Origin of the sequence: Micromonospora sp. WMMB235 (genome assembly GCF_001855515.1) — a bacterium.
GTDB lineage: Bacteria > Actinomycetota > Actinomycetes > Mycobacteriales > Micromonosporaceae > Micromonospora > Micromonospora aurantiaca.
Genome location: NZ_MDRX01000002.1, coordinates 1 through 14,697 on the forward strand (window position 1 = coordinate 1; position 14,697 = coordinate 14,697).

At 67.8% G+C, this 14,697-nt stretch carries 13 protein-coding genes and 4 pseudogenes; 8 read left to right on the forward strand and 9 right to left on the reverse strand.

Going from position 1 to position 14,697, the window contains the following annotated elements; translation table 11 throughout:
• Positions 1-43: 43 nt before the first annotated feature.
• The 7 genes and pseudogenes from BFV98_RS31245 to BFV98_RS31270 form a co-directional block, all read right to left on the reverse strand.
• Positions 44-307, reverse strand: a complete 264-nt coding sequence (locus BFV98_RS31245) for a hypothetical protein (RefSeq protein WP_071099092.1) — start codon at positions 305-307, stop codon at positions 44-46.
• A complete protein-coding gene (locus BFV98_RS31250) occupies positions 304-2,094 on the reverse strand; it encodes an aldehyde dehydrogenase family protein (protein ID WP_304441955.1) in 1,791 nt (596 codons plus the stop codon). The genes BFV98_RS31245 and BFV98_RS31250 overlap by 4 nt, the downstream gene beginning before the upstream one ends.
• Positions 2,095-2,149: 55 nt before the next feature.
• A pseudogene (locus tag BFV98_RS32950) lies at positions 2,150-2,485 on the reverse strand (proline racemase family protein); the annotation flags it as partial.
• Between the two features lie 19 nt (positions 2,486-2,504).
• Positions 2,505-2,555: pseudogene (locus BFV98_RS33165) on the reverse strand (hypothetical protein); the annotation flags it as partial.
• 148 nt (positions 2,556-2,703) lie between these two features.
• A complete protein-coding gene (locus BFV98_RS31260) occupies positions 2,704-3,606 on the reverse strand; it encodes a dihydrodipicolinate synthase family protein (RefSeq protein ID WP_071099095.1) in 903 nt (300 codons plus the stop codon).
• Between the two features lie 250 nt (positions 3,607-3,856).
• The gene (locus tag BFV98_RS31265; protein ID WP_013476197.1) at positions 3,857-4,564 is read right to left on the reverse strand and encodes a GntR family transcriptional regulator; all 708 of its coding nucleotides are present in this window, start codon (positions 4,562-4,564) and stop codon (positions 3,857-3,859) included.
• Positions 4,565-4,775: 211 nt separating this feature from the next.
• The gene (locus tag BFV98_RS31270; RefSeq protein WP_030275322.1) at positions 4,776-5,144 is read right to left on the reverse strand and encodes a cyclic-phosphate processing receiver domain-containing protein; all 369 of its coding nucleotides are present in this window, start codon (positions 5,142-5,144) and stop codon (positions 4,776-4,778) included.
• A 365-nt stretch (positions 5,145-5,509) separates the two neighbouring features.
• Here BFV98_RS31270 and BFV98_RS32150 point away from each other — a divergent pair, with 365 nt between their 5' ends.
• Positions 5,510-5,944: a hypothetical protein gene (locus BFV98_RS32150; protein ID WP_143025306.1), complete on the forward strand. Its 435-nt coding sequence runs from the start codon at positions 5,510-5,512 to the stop codon at positions 5,942-5,944.
• 122 nt (positions 5,945-6,066) lie between these two features.
• On the opposite strand, the gene BFV98_RS31275 is transcribed toward BFV98_RS32150, so the two are convergent.
• Entirely contained in the window at positions 6,067-7,320 is a 1,254-nt protein-coding gene (locus BFV98_RS31275; protein ID WP_071094274.1) for a hypothetical protein, read from the reverse strand.
• Positions 7,321-7,353: 33 nt separating this feature from the next.
• On the opposite strand from BFV98_RS31275, the gene BFV98_RS32955 reads away from it, so the two are divergent.
• From BFV98_RS32955 to BFV98_RS32500, 5 genes and pseudogenes are all read left to right on the forward strand, one after another.
• A complete protein-coding gene (locus BFV98_RS32955; RefSeq protein WP_030275327.1) occupies positions 7,354-7,683 on the forward strand; it encodes a hypothetical protein in 330 nt (109 codons plus the stop codon).
• A gap of 196 nt (positions 7,684-7,879) precedes the next feature.
• Positions 7,880-8,290: an SMI1/KNR4 family protein gene (locus BFV98_RS31285; protein ID WP_083395210.1), complete on the forward strand. Its 411-nt coding sequence runs from the start codon at positions 7,880-7,882 to the stop codon at positions 8,288-8,290.
• Positions 8,291-8,790: 500 nt separating this feature from the next.
• Positions 8,791-9,432, forward strand: coding sequence for an SUMF1/EgtB/PvdO family nonheme iron enzyme (locus BFV98_RS33170; RefSeq protein ID WP_357002107.1), 642 nt, complete (start codon positions 8,791-8,793; stop codon positions 9,430-9,432).
• A 32-nt stretch (positions 9,433-9,464) separates the two neighbouring features.
• Entirely contained in the window at positions 9,465-9,923 is a 459-nt protein-coding gene (locus BFV98_RS31300; protein ID WP_013287184.1) for a DUF3592 domain-containing protein, read from the forward strand.
• Between the two features lie 86 nt (positions 9,924-10,009).
• Positions 10,010-11,125: pseudogene (locus BFV98_RS32500) on the forward strand (IS630 family transposase); the annotation flags it as partial.
• 37 nt (positions 11,126-11,162) lie between these two features.
• On the opposite strand, the gene BFV98_RS31310 reads toward BFV98_RS32500, so the two are convergent.
• Complete coding sequence (locus BFV98_RS31310) at positions 11,163-12,449, reverse strand: IS256 family transposase (protein WP_071094963.1); 1,287 nt, start codon at positions 12,447-12,449, stop codon at positions 11,163-11,165.
• Positions 12,450-13,447: 998 nt separating this feature from the next.
• On the opposite strand from BFV98_RS31310, the gene BFV98_RS32965 reads away from it, so the two are divergent.
• Positions 13,448-13,957 carry a hypothetical protein gene (locus tag BFV98_RS32965; protein ID WP_255368380.1) on the forward strand — a complete coding sequence of 170 codons (510 nt, stop codon included), beginning with the start codon at positions 13,448-13,450 and terminating at the stop codon, positions 13,955-13,957.
• Between the two features lie 541 nt (positions 13,958-14,498).
• A pseudogene (locus BFV98_RS32505) lies at positions 14,499-14,697 on the forward strand (hypothetical protein); the annotation flags it as partial.

Here is a 14,697-nt window from a genome sequence, read left to right on the forward strand (position 1 = left end):
CCGGCTCGATGACCAGGACCCCCGTCTGAGGACTGGTCGCCGGTCAGCCAGACATAGGCAGAATGCGGCGGAACCGGATAGTGTGCTGGTCGTTGGAACGCCTCTTGAAGCTTCCGGCCGGGACGACGAGCCGTTCCCCGGAGAAACGGCAGTGCAGCTGTCTCCGGCGTACCGCCGCCCAGCCGGCGACCTCGTCGACCTGTGTGACGTGCCGCTCGCTGTCAGCCCACCCGGAGAGCATGAACTCCTCCAACGCGGGGCTGACCGGCAGATCATGACTACCGGTGTGCAGGTCGACCCGTTTCATGCGGCCTCCTCGGCGGGGCTGGGTGGGGGAGTACAGAGGGTGATGGTGCGCAACGAGGTGTAGAAGTCCAGTGCGGCTGTGCCCTGTTCTCGAGGGCCCTGGCTGGACGCCTTCTCACCGCCGAACGGCGCGTGGAAATCGACTCCGGTAGTGGGCGTGTTGACCCGGATGAGACCGGTGTCGATGGCCCGGACCACCTCGAACAACCGGCCGATGTCGCGGCCGTGGACGGACGTCACCAGCCCGTACCGAACGTGGTTGACCAGAGCGGCCGCGGCGGCCGGGTCCGACACGGTGAAGATGCTGGCCAGCGGGCCGAACGTCTCCCTCGCACGCGACCGGATGGCCAGGGTCGACCGAATCGAGCAGCACCGGCGCCACATAGAGGCCGTCAGCCCGGACGCGAGACGAGTGAGAACCCGGCCTCCTGCCGCGCGGGCTGCCGCGACGCCGTCCAGAACTCGACGGCGCGCGACGTCGGTGATGACGGGACCGACTGCGACGCCGGCATCGGCCGGGTCGCCGACGCGTAGCCCCGCCACCGCGGCCACCAGGGCTTCGGTGAGCGCGGTGGCATCGCCCACCACGATGATCCGCCGAGTCGCGGTGCACTTCTGGCCCGCATATGCCATGGCGGCACCTGCCAGCATCGTGGCAGTGGTGGCAGGGTCGGCGTCCGGCAGCACGACCGCTGCGTTCTGTCCGCCCATCTCCGCCTGAACCGGTAGCCCGGCGCGAACGGCGGCGACGGCGACACCCCTGCCGACCGTCGCGGAGCCGGTGAAGGACACGACGTCAGCCGCTTCGACGACGGCCTGTCCGGTGTCCGCACCTCCCGGCACCACATGGAGCAGATCGTCGGGCAGCAGCCCGTCGAACAGGCCCGCCACCAACTCGCCGCAAGCCAGCGCCTCGGGCGACGGCTTGAGCAGCACTCCGTTACCAGTGGCGAGGGCCGGTGCAGCCTTCCACAGCGGGATGGCCAGTGGAAAGTTCCACGGCGTGATCAGACCAGCCACGCCCCGCGGCCGACGTTCGGTGAACAGCAGTCCCGGCTGATTCGCCGGCAGCGTCGGCGCCAGCAGGTCGCCGATCGCCGCGAAGCAGGACTGGGCGTAGTAGTCGAGGATCGCAGCGGCCCGGCTGACCTCGGCGTTCGCTTCCACGACCGGCTTGCCCACCTCACGGACGATCAGAGCAGCCGCTTCACCGGCCCGAGCCCGCAGCCGGTCCGCCGCCTCACTCAGGGCAGCGGCGCGGCCGGAGGGATCCCGACGGCGCCAGGCGTCCTGCGCGACACGGACCGAATCAGCGAGCTTCCGCACACCATCAGGAGTGACCGGGACACGCTCCGCGACGACATCGTCCGGCTTCTGAGGGGAACGGCTCTGAATGAGACTCACAACATGAATCCCGCCGGGAAAGGGTCCTCGGGGTCGAGGAAGAACTGGGCGGTACCCGGTAAGCCACGCCCGCCCGGTGACTGTCGGCACCACCGCGGGCCGACCGGCGACGGTGGTCGTATCGACCAGCCGACCGGAAAACCGGCTGCCGATGATGGACTCGTTGACGAATTCCTGTCCGAGGGGGAGCAACCCGCGGGCGTGCAGCTGCGCCATCCTCGCCGACGTGCCGGTCCCGCAAGGGGATCGGTCGAACCAGCCGGGATGGATGGCATGGCTGTGGCGTGACAACCGGGCGGTCGCCCCTTCCGCAGCCAGGTAGACATGGTGGCATCCGGAGATGTGCGGCTGCTCGGGGTGCACGGGCCGGGCGGTGTCGTTCACGCCTCTCATCACGCTGAGCCCCCACCTCCAGCAGCCGTTGTTTGTCCATGCGGTCCAGTCGCAGGCCCAACTCCGGCAGGTCGACGATCGCATAGAAGTTGCCGCCGAACGCGAGGTCGTAACGGACGTGGCCGTAGCCGGGGACCTCGACCAAGGCGTCCTGTTCCACCAGGAAGGAGGGAACGTTCTGGATGGTGACAGCGGTGGCGCGGCCCTGCTCGACCTTGACAGACGCCACCACCAGTCCGGCCGGCGTATCGAGGCGGATCGTGGTCACCGGCTCGGTGACCGGCACCATCCCGGTCTCCGCCAGTACGGTGGCCACACCGATCGCACCGTGTCCGCACATCGGCAGGCACCCCGGACACCTCGATGAAGACCACACCGACATCGGCGTCCGGGCGGGTGGGCGGCTGGAGGATCGCACCCGACATGGCGGAGTGCCCGCGCGGCTCGTACATCAGAAACGTGCGCAGGTCATTCCCGGTGGTTCGTCAGGTACTCCCGACGTTGCGCCATGGTGTCGCCCGGCAGGAGCGGCGCGCCTCCGGTCAACCACCCGGGTGGGCATTCCCTCGGTGTGGGAGTCGACGACGTGAAATGACGCGGCTACTGCGCATCAGCGGTGCCCTGCCCGCGAGCAACCCGTTCGGTCGTGGTACGGATGACCCGCGGCGTCGGTGGGGGCCAGCGGCTGGCGCGGCTGCGCGTGAAGCCACCGGGACGACCTGCGACATCCATGGAAAGCTTGATCGCCTGAACGAACTCAGTGCGCGAATCCCAACGGAGCAGCGGATGCAGTGCCCGGTAGAGGAGGACGGCCGTCCTGAGATCACCCGCCGTCGCGGCCTCGTAAAGACGAACGCAGCTCGCCGGAATGGCGTTCTGGTAGCCGCCAATCCAGCCCACCGCGCCCGCGATCAGGAATTCGAGCGCGACGTCGTCCGCGCCGGCGAGGATGTCGAGACCAGGCGCCGTCTCGGCGATCTGGTACGCCCGGCGGGCGTCACCGCTGAACTCCTTGACCGCGACGATCAAACCCTCGTCGTGTAGACGCCGCAGCAGGTCGGGTGTCAGGTCCACCCTCGTGTCCATCGGATTGTTGTAGGCGACGATCGGTAGACCTGCCTTCGCCACCTCACGGTAGTGGGCCAGCACTGCTGCCTCGTCAGCGCGGTACGTCGTCGGTGGCAGCAACATGACGGCCGGGCAGCCTTCCTCCGCAGCCTGCTCGGTCCAGCGCCGTGCCTCGTCGGCACCATAGGCCGAGACGCCTGGTACGACGGCGAACCCATCAGGGGCGGCTTGCACCGCCGTTCGCACCACCGAAGCCCGTTCCTCGCTGCTGAGCGCCTGGTATTCACCGAGGGAACCGTTGGGGACAACGCCATGACAGCCGTTGTCAGCGAGCCATCCGACATGTGCAGCGTAAGCGCCGAAATCGATGCCCTGGTCGGCGTGGAACGGAAGAGCGGTCGCTACGAGAACCCCACGCCACGGCGCCATTTCCATGCGGCCTCCATCAGTAATATGTTACATAGCACCATAGTGGCTGCGCCCGCCCCGTCAAGAGGTGCAATCGCCCCGGCTCGGCGCCGTTCGAAGCAGTCGATGAACGGCTGAGGGCGTGACCGTATGCGATAGCGGGGCCCGGAGCTGCTGCCGGCGAGCACATTCGGTGTGCCGGTGCTGACTCCAAGGAGCCACGGTGGCGGCGTAGCGGGAGCCGACCGGCCGGACGTGTCAACAGAACACGTTGGTCCTAGTCTTCACGACGGGCCGCCCAGATACCTCGGACGTGCCGCAAGTGGTGCCGCATCAGGCCGACCACGGCCTCACGGTCACCCCCGGCGATGAGCTCGATCAACTCGAGATGCTCGTTCGCGGAGTCGACCAGACCTCCACTCTCCACCAGCGCGTCGAGACCGTACAAACGGGTGTGATTGCGCAGGTCGGCAACCGTCTCGACCAGCCGTTGATTCCCGGCGGCATGCAACAGTGTCAGGTGGAAGGCGTTGTCCGATTCGATGTACGCCACCAGGTCCCCACGTCCGGCAGCAGAAACGATGTTGTCCGCCAACCTCCGCAGTTCCCGCACCTGCGGTTCCGACAGTCTGCCCGTCTGGTCGGCCACCACCGGAATCTCGAGAAGCTCCCGAATCTGAGTGATCTCGTCCAGATCCCGCTCACTGAGGGCCTTGACGCGGAACCCCTTGTTCTTGACGATCGAGACCAAGCCCTCCTTGGCCAGGTCGAGGATCGCTTCGCGAACCGGCGTGGGCGAGACGCCGAAGCGTCCGGCCAGCATCGGGACGGAGTAGGTCGAATCCGGCCTCAAGCTGCCAGCCACGATAGCCGCGCGCAGGGCGTGCGCTACGTCCTCGCGTAGGCTCTGCCGACTCTGAAGCGGCTTCAGGTCCAGCGTGGATGCGGCAGCGCTCGCATCGCCAGTCCGCTGGTTGCCTTTCACAGTTGCATCCGCTCCGGTCCCGTCGAGCCAACCCTGAGAACAAGCCGCCCGGGCCCGCCCTTCATCCCTGCTGACGGCGGCCCTGTCTCTCAGCGCCACCGTCAACCACCGCGCCGATCTCGGAGCCTACCCAGTGGGTATCGCCTCGACATCTACCGGGCGACAGCCGGTGGGTCGCAGCCTGCTATACGTGACGGCGTGGCCGGATCGATCAGCTCGCCGGAGGGCCTTTGTCGTAGCCGACGTCTGAGCAACCCGACGCGACGCGGACCCGGTAACCCCAGCGCCTCAGGACAAGCGCGATTCTTGCGGCACCGCCCGGGTTGGCGGAATGGACGACGACCACACCGATGTTGAAGGGGCGGTCGTAGAAGGCGGCCTGTTCCAGGACCTCTATCACCGGCCAGATGGTGTCGTCGCCGCCCAGGTCGTGGTCCAGCCACAGCTCGTCCAGCCGACCATCCCCGTAGCGGGTAAGAAGCTCGACTCCGGCAGCGCTCGTACGGGCCACCTCCGCGCGGCGGCCATCGACGAATGACCGAAGGTCATCGATCAGAGCGATCGCTCGCCGGGCGTCCACCCGGTCATGATGCGCGGGCACCGCCACGCGTCGCCATCCGGTTTCGCCGGCGAAGCAGGCGCCGAGAGCTGTCGGGGGGTGTTGCGGTGATCCAGGCCGGCGGCGAAGCCGCGGATTCGGGCATCCGGCGTGGGGCGCGGTTGATCCAGGTGTCGAGGTGCTGCTCGGTGCCCTGGTGGCGGACCAGCGCGGCGGACCCGCGGGCGAGGCTGGCGACGTTCGAGGTCCGGTGACGTGGCGGGCCGGACAGCGCCCCGCTCCCCAGGGGGGGGCGGGATCGTCAACTGCAACCGGCATGACCGCGCGAATCGCGGCAGAAGCGGACGGCGTGAGGCATCCTGTTCGCCTCGTCAGAGGAGGTTGTCATGGAGTCGGATCAGCCGACCCAGGCTGCGATGGAGGCGGCGACGGCGGACCTACTCCATCTGGGCTTCCTGGAGATCCGGTTCCTCACTGCGCCACTGCTGGATGCCCATTCGGCGGACGCACTCGATCGACGTCGTGAGCGCGCCAATATGATCGCCGACCTCTGTCACCAGCTTCCAGGGCTTCTCGCGCCGCAGCGACGCGATCAACTCGCCGACGGGCTGCGATACCTTTGGCGAACTGCTACCGCGACCAAGCGTCAGTGGCTGCGGTCCCGCTGGGACCACCTGAACTACGATCACCGCTGGCTGACTGAGGCCGCTACCGAACGGCCCACCTCAAAGGGGAAACTGCAAACGCCGACCCGCCGGGCCCACCAATTGAATCCGGCGCCAAATGACCTCGGGCGGCACCGAGCTACCCACGGCAGATGAGTGCACCTGATCTCGGTCAACGCCCGGACGTCCGACCGTTGAACCGTTGAACCGATGACCGGAGGCGGGCGTCGGGTGCACGTCGACCAGCGCGGCGTCGGTCGCTCGCTGTCGTGGACGGCTCAGGTTTCGTCGAAGAGTTCTTCGGCGATCGTGGCTGTGTATGGAGCCTCGCTGTAGGTAAGCCAGCGCGCGATTTCGTCGGCATGACCGCCGACGGCGGTCGCGGTGGCGACGGCGTCGACCGCGTCCGAGGGTGGCGTGACCCCGTCGCGGGTCACCAAAGCTAGTGGCCACGACGGCCGCACTCGAGCACCGTCGGCGTAGAACAGGAACGGCGGTACGAACTGCAGCAGGCGACCGTCCGCGTCATCGACGGTGTCACCGGAGCGAAGCGCACCGTATGGGCGGTGCAGCAGCTTCATCTCGAATGGCTCGGCACGCTCCAGCCACACGTCTGCCGCGTCGGCGTATCCGCTGCCGACCGGCAGCAGCGCGATGCTCGCTGTCAGTCTCGGCAGGAAGCCGTCGTCCATCGGCGGGTCGTATCGGTTGGACCGCACCACGTAGCACCGGGTCGGCGGTACGCCAACCGCGCACCGGTCGCCCTCGTCGAGTTCGGCCGCCGGCGGGCGCAGCTGGTACGGCCACCACGGCTCGGTAGATTCGTCGACGGGGAAGGCGACGCTGCCGTTCGGCAGGTACGCCGAGTCGGGATCGAGCACGGCCCCCCACGGCCAGCGCACCGCCGCGTAGTACTTGCCGGCGCGTGTGGTCACCGTTGGGGTCCACGGGCATGACACCGCCACCACGTCACCGACCTGGTAGGGCAGATCGTGCGGGGGTATCACGATCTCCGGTCGCTTAGGGTCGGCGTTCAGCAGGCCGTGGTTGGCAAGTCGGGCTGCCCATTCGGCGCCGAGCCGGGCGGAAACGATCCGGATCTGGGCCGCCGCCTGCGCGGGAGGCTGCTGCGTCATCGCCAGGGTGTCCCGCTGCGCCTGCGCCTCCCGGTCTCCCGAGTCGTCGTCGGACCCCAGCTCCGACCAGAGGTCCACCGTCCGCGTGACAAGCTGTTCCATGGGTTCGGGCATGGGCTGCCGAGCAGCCTCGGCCGCTCTGACTATGACCTCGAAGATCTGCGCCTCGGCGCTGTACTCATCGCACAGGGCTCTGAGCTTCGCGCCTACTGCCGCGATCCGGTCCGCGTCGGGCGCGGCGAGCTCGCCGTGCCCCGTCCAGAACGCGTCGACGCTGTCTCGATAGAACGCGGCCGCTCGTAGCGTGCCGCACGCGTGCACGTACGGTGCGAGACGCTCGAGGCAACCCGCCACCCAGAGACCCGCCTGCCAGGGCAGAAGCGTCGTACCAGGCATTCCACCGCACCCCCCGTGTTACGCGCCGGAACAGTGGACCATGCCCGGCATCCCCTGGGAGCGGTCTGGGAGCTGCGGGACCAGGTGCAAAGCGAGGCGGCAACCGCGTCAGAGCCGAGGACTTGGCACCGCGCGTCCAGCGTCAACCCGGGCACCGGCCTGCGTGATAGGGACCGCGACCGCCGGTCCCAGTACCTCGCGTGCGGCGCCGACCTCGGCATCACCTCGGGCGCCTACAACTGGCAGCTCTACCAGCCCGGAACACGGTACTGGCTGTTCCAGGGCATCGAGACCGGCATCTTCGTCGCCGTCGCCGCCCTGCTGCTCTACCTCGCCATCCGCCGCATCCGCCGCGTCGCCTGACCGCGAAGCCGTCCACGGGAGGCACCATGCGCTAACTCACCTACATCGCCGCTGCGGCCCTGCTGGCTCGGCATCCGCTGGCATTCACCTGAATCTCTCTGCAGTTGTGCTCGCCGGCTTTTCCCCCCGCTCATGCCGCTGGTGGTGTGCGTCGATGTCTTGTGGGGGGACTGCTCGGAGCACCGACGATAGTTACATGATCATTGACAGCTTGCCGGTCCCGTCTGCGCTGCTCCGGGTGCTGCAGCAGGGGCGGTGGGTAGCTCCAGACCGCTCGTCGTCGACGTACCGGGAAGTCTTCGGTGATGACGCCGTAGCGCCGCAGTTCCTTCCCTTGAGTCGGATGACGGCCAACAGGCGCTGGCTCGATGACATCCCTGAGGACTATCGCGGGTTCTACCTCGGTCAACCGGACCGGCAGAGCCCGCCCGGCGACGTGGATCCCGACCGGTCTCTCCTGATCGGTGACCTCGGACCTGACCGGCCGTTTGCGTTGGACTACAGACCTTCGTCGGCCGCACCGTCGGTGATCTACCTCAGCACAGCGGCGGACTGGATCGAGGTTGCGCCCAACATCGAGATGCTGATCGAACGCCTCGGGATCTGACTGTGCGGAGGGATCCCTTTGATCTTCTGCCGCCGACCGGGCGCAACGTTCGGTCGCGCCTACCGTATGCGTGATGGCGTGCAGGTGGCCGGGCATTCGTTAGGTGCCGAACCCGCCGCACAGGTAGTACAGGCTCGTGGCCAGTCCCAATATCCAGCCAGCTACGAGGCCAGACGATGACCCACGGTCGAGCCGTCCGGACAGCGCGAAGCAGCTGCCCAGCAACACCAGCTGGGCAATGCCGTACGTGAGTACGCCGACGAAGAGCGCCGCGAACCTCCCACCGGCATCCAAGTCCGAATTCGGCCGCCACCAGCGGCGGTGGCCAGGGCAATCGTGAACCCAACAGGCAAGACCGTGCCCAGCGAGGGAGACGACCGTTCCGGTAACCATCGCCTGGTGACCGTCACCGCCGGAGCGTGACCCCGTGCCGACCGAGCGCTCGTACTCGTACCAGGCGGCGCGGTTGGTGATGCCGGACTGCTAGCGTTCGGCGTCGTGTGGACCGAAGAGATCGTGGCCGGGCGGCCGGCCTGGCGGCATATCCCGTCCGGCGTGGTCTTTCGGGCGGTGCCGGGCGGGACCTTTCGCATGGGTCTGTAGGTGCGGGTCGAACCATTCCTGATTGCTCGGCACCCGCTGACGGTCGCGCAGGTCCAGCACTGGTTGCCCGAGTACGAGGACGACTACGCCAACGCGGACTCCGGCACGGCCCGGCCCGAGAACGACCTGGACGAGCTGTGCCATTCCGGCTGCCCAGCGAGGCCGAATGGGAGTACGCAGCCCGAGCCGGCACCACCACCTTGACCTTCCGCGGCGACGAGAAACCCGGCGAGGGCCATCTGCTCGACGACTTCGGCGATGAGCGGCGGACAGCCGCCGCTGAGAACGCGTTCGGGCTGGCCGCGATGGGCTCGGCAGCCGAGATTTGCGCCGACGTGTGGATTCCCGGTTTTGTGGGCGCCCCGGCGGATGCCCGCCCACGCACCGGTGACGGGCCCAGGGCCGTACGCGGCGGTGCCGCCGACCTCTACCCGTGGCAGGGCTGCGACGAATGGCTGCTGCTGCTCGCCGCCACCCGGTATGAGCACGATCAGTTCACCGCGGTCCGCCCGGTCGCACCACTGCCGCCCTGGAGTTAGCCAGGCCGCCGGACGAGACGCGAGGAGGGCCGGTGGTGGAGAGCCCGTTCGGCTGGCGAGAGTTGAAGCTGGTCCTCGCGGTTGTCCTCGGCACCCTTCTGATCGGCGTGGGGATGCTGCTCACCGTTCGGCTGAACGAGGCGATCGACGAGCGGGTTCGCGTCGGCGCCGAGACGACAGGCCAAGTGGTCCACGTCGAACGGTTCAGGATCACGCGTTCGTTCTCCGCCACGAGGCTGACTGTGGACTACACGTTCGACGGCGTGCGGTATCGGGAGCGGTTCTCCAGCGAACTCGACGAGAGTGAGTTCCGCGTCGGGGAGTTACTCGACGTACGCGTCGACAGGACGGATCCGACCCGGGCTGCCACGCCCGACGGGTACGCGACGGAGGATCTGCTCCTGCAGGCGCCGACTGTCCTGGCTGGCCTCGGCCTCGTCATGATCGTGATCTCGCTCGCGCTTATCAGAACGGGCCCTCGGCGCGGCTAGTGCTCGGACCACAAACGTTCGCGGTGTTGGTGACACGCCGGGCCTGGGTGGCGGTCGGGCTGGGGTTGCGGCGTCAGGCTGTCGGGGTGGCAGAGCCGGTTCGGGTACGTCGATTAAGTGATCAAGAAGGACAGCGGCTGCAACGGCTTGTGCGCCGGGGCACGGGCTCGGCCGTGCGGCTGCGGCGGGCGATGGTCGTGCTTGCCTCTGCGGGAGGCAACAGCGTGCCAGTCATCGCCCGGCTCGTGCAGGCCGACGAGGACTCCGTGCGGCAGGTGATCCACCGGTTCAACGAGATCGGCATGGCCAGCCTGGACCCTCAGTGGGCGGGTGGCCGTCCCCGCCGGATCAGTAGCGACGACGAGGCGTTCATCGTCGTGACGGCCAACACCCGCCCCGCGAAGCTGGGGCGGCCCTTCACCTGATGGAGCGTGCGCAAGCTCGCCGAGCACCTGGCGCACAACCCGGACCGGCGGGTGGTCGTCGGCCGGGAGCGGCTGCGGCAACTACTGCGCAAACACGAGATCACCTTCCAGCGCACCAAGACGTGGAAGGAGTCCACCGACCCCGACCGCGAGGCCAAGCTGGCCCGTATCGAGCAGGTGATCGAGCAGTTTCCGCACCGCACGTTCGCCTTCGACGAGTTCGGGCCGCTGGCGGTCCGACCGCACGGCGGCGTCGGCTGGGCGCCGAAAGGTCGCCCGCGTAGGCTGCCGGCTAACTACCACAAGCTGCACGGCGTGCGGCAGTCCCACGGCTGCTACAGCATCGGCGACGACCAGTTGTGGGGCGTCATTCGCACCCGCAAGTCCGCGGCGAACACCCTGGCCGCGTTGAAGTCGATCCGGGCCGCTCGCCCGGACGGCGCACCGATCTACGGCATCCTGGACAACCTGTCCGCCCATAAGGGGTTCAAGATCCGGCAGTGGGCGGCCCGGAACAAGGTCGAGATGTGCTTCACCCCGACCTACGCCTCCTGTGCCAACCCCATCGAGGCGCACTTCGGGCCGCTACGAACCTTCGTCATTGCGGGCTCGGATCACCCCAACCACACCGTCCTGGCCCGCAACCTGCACGCCTACCTGCGCTGGCGCAACGCCAACGCACGCCACCCCGATGTCCTGACCGCCCAACGCCGCCACCGTGCCGAAATCCGCAGCGAACGACAACGCCGCTGGGGCCAACGCGCCACCCGAGCCGCAGGGCCTGTCTCGCTAAGGGTGTTTCCGGCGATCTTGGTTAGTAGGTTTCAGCGGCTGGGAAGCGGTCGCTGAAGGTGATGGCGAAGGCGTTCAACGCGGGTTTCCAGCGCATCGTCCATCGGGTTCTGCCTGCTCCGGTGGGGTCCAGGGACCGGGTCACCAGGTACAGACACTTCAACGCGGCCTGCTCGTTGGGGAAGTGGCCGCGGGCCTTGACTGCCCGCCGGTAGCGGGCGTTCAACGACTCGATCGCGTTGGTCGAGCAGATCACCCGCCGGATCTCGACGTCGTAGTCGAGGAACGGGATGAACTCCGCCCAGGCGTTGTCCCACAGCCGGATCACCGCCGGATACCTGCCGCCCCACTTCTCGGCCAGGTCGTCGAACGCGGCCCGGGCCGTGGTGGCGTTGACGGCGGTGTAGATCGGTTTGATGTCGTGCTTGAGCGCGTCCCAGTACTTGCGGGAGGTGAGGCGGAACGTGTTGCGGATCAGATGGATGATGCAGGTCTGCACGATCGTGGCCGGCCACACGTTCGTGACCACTTCCGGGAGGCCTTTCAGACCGTCGCAGACGAGGAAGAACACGTCTTTGACGCCCCGGTTACGCAGGTCGGTCAGCACGCTCATCCAGAACTTCGCGCCCTCACCGCCCGAGCCGGCCCACAACCCGAGGATGTCTTTGTCCCCGTCGAGGGTGACTCCGATCGCGGCGTAGAACGGCCGGTTGGCGACCTGCCCGTCACGGACCTTGACCACGATCGCGTCGATGAACACCGCCGTGTAGATCTCGTCCAGCGGGCGGTGGGACCAGTCGGTCATCTCGTCGATGACCTTGTCGGTGATCCGCGAGATCGTCTCCTTCGACACCGAAGCCCCGTAGATCTCCGCGAAGTGCGCCGAGATCTCCCCGGTCGTCAGGCCTTTGGCATACAGCGACAACACGACCTCGTCGACCCCTGACAGGCGCCGCTGCCGCTTGCGCACGATCTGCGGCTCAAAGGTGCCTGCCCTGTCCCGCGGCACGTCGATCTGCACCGGCCCGTTGGCCTCGGTCAACACGGTCTTCGACCGGGTGCCGTTGCGGATGTTGCCCGAACCAACACCGGCCTGGTCGTGCTTCTCGTAGCCGAGGTGCTCGGTCATCTCCTCGTTCAGCGCGGTCTCCAGGACCGTCTTGGTCAGCTGCTTCAGCAGCCCGTCCGGACCGGTCAGGGACAGCCCTTGCTCCTTGGCTGCCCGGACCAGCTCGGCGGCGGCCTTCGCCTCCGCCGACGGCTCGGGCCGCTTCCTGCGTCCGGTCTGGTCGTTCAGTGTCGCGGTCATCACGGCACCCTCCTCACCAGGCACAACGCCCGGCAGGTCAGGCCGGAAACACCCTTAGATCCACACTCCCGAGCCGCATGACCAACCCGGCCAACGTTTGTGGTCAGAGCACTAGGTGGGCTGGTGGAACCCGACTGGCGCCCCCCGGCCGCGGATCGGGGCGGCTGTTCCGCGCGGAGAGTCGTCAACTCGTAGATGGCGGAAGGGTGGTAGTCCGCGCTGAGACTCGAATCCCACCGGATACCTGCTGGCTAGGGCACTTGCTCGGTGACCTCTTCGGCGTGCCCGAAGTGTCTGCGGCTCGGCATACGGGGGCCGACGGGCTGATCATTTGGGCCTATATTCGCCCTAGTGAAGTCGACGGGTTGGCGTAGATGGCTGCGGCGGGGACGCGGGTTGACGCTTCGCTGCGCCAGGTCGGGGCGGTGGTCGATGAGGCGGTGGAGCTGTCGCGCGCTGGTCGTTTCGACGATGCGGTCGAGACGGGCCGCCGGGCTGTGGGAGATGTTGTCTGGCTTGACAGCACGGGACCGTGGCACGGTTCTGCCCACTCTCGTCCTGGCATGCAGCAACCTGTCCTATTACTTGTCGGACGCTGCCGGCCGACGGAGGCGCTGGAGTGTGCGGAGGAGGCGGTCCGGCTGGCCCGGGAGCTTTACGCCATCGACCGCCGTCACGAGGAGCAGCTCGCGGAGGCCCTGGACGCGCTCGCCAGGCGACTTATGAGTTGTGGCCGAACGCCGGAGGCGCTGACTGCTGGCCGTGAGGCGTTGGCGTTGATGGACGTATGTCCTGACGTCCTGCTGTCGCGCCTGCTTGAGCCCTACGCGATGGCGTTTGGCGGCGACCGGCCAGCACGCCGAGGCGCTGCAGGTCAGCGACCGTGCCCTGCAGTTGCTGCGCAGGCTGGCTGTGGATCAACCGGTCGGCTCGCAAATGCACGACGCCCTGGGCAGGGTCTTGAGCCTGCACGCGAACCGGCTGTTCGAGGCAGGGCGGTGGAGGAAGCGGTCGACGTCGGCGCCGAGACGGTCGCGCACTTCCGTGAGTCGATGACGGGCAGCCAGCCGCGGCGTCTCGGCTACCTGGCGACTGCTCTGAAGAACCAGGCGGTTTGTCTGGCGGGAGTACGACGGACGGCGGAGGCTCTGGCGGCGGCCGCGGAGGCGGTCGAACTGAGTCGTGAACTTGTCGCAGCCCAGCCCGAGGTGCATCATCCGCTCCTCGCCTCGTGTCTGGACACGTACGGCGGGCGGCTCAGCGAGATGGACCGGCGGGCGGAGGCCGCGGCCGCGACCGATGAGGCGGTGAAGCTGTATCGCGCTCTGGCCGCTGTCGACCGGGCGGTATACCTGTCGAGGCTGGCCGAGGCGGTGGGCAATCAGGGAGCCGTCACCGAGGATCGACAGGCCAGCCTCGCCCTTACGACAGAGGCAGTGCAGTTGCGTCGGGAACTCGTTGCGGACAACCGGCCGGACACCTGCGGGACCTGGCGCTGTCGCTGTTGAACCTGGCTAACGGCCTGGCCAGGTCCGGCCGGCTCGACGAGGCCCTGGCCGTTGGCGAGGAGACCCTTGAACTGCAGCGTGAGGTAGCGACGGTCGAACCGGCCTGCAATCCTGTCGCGACACGCGGAGATGCTGCGGCGGCAGGCGGTGTGGCTGGACGACGCCGCCGTACGGTCGAGGCGCTGGCGCTCGGCGAGGAAGCGATCGCGGTCGCTCGCGAGGCCGTCGCCGGTAACCGGGCCGCCAATCTCAAGATTTGTCGTATGCGCTGGAGGATCAGGCGGCACGGCTCGAGAAACTGTCCGGTCGCGGATCGCGGCAGACGCGACGGCCCGGGGGCACGCCAAGCTTCAGCAAGAAGAAGGCGCGCCGTGCGCAGGTGATGGCGCGCGAGGCGCAGGAGTTGTGGGCGGAGTACCAGCAAGGTGCGTCGGCCTCCGGCTAAGCGACGCCACAGCGTGCGTCATCGCGTGGTGGTTCCGGAGCGGCCGTTCGGTGCGGTCGGGAAGATCCTGTCGGATCCGCTGCCTAGGGTCAGCGCATGTACTTCGTGTGCCGTTGGCGAGAGGATTCTCCATACAGTAAGCGCGTTGTCACCCTGCCTGATGCGAACGTGCTCGACTGGTTTCGCCGCGGCTGGAAGCACGACGACCCGACGGGGTGGATCGACAGTGAGCTGGGCGGCGATGTGTACGGCTTGGAGTCGATCTTTGAGGCGGCCGGGGAGCGTAACCTGCCGC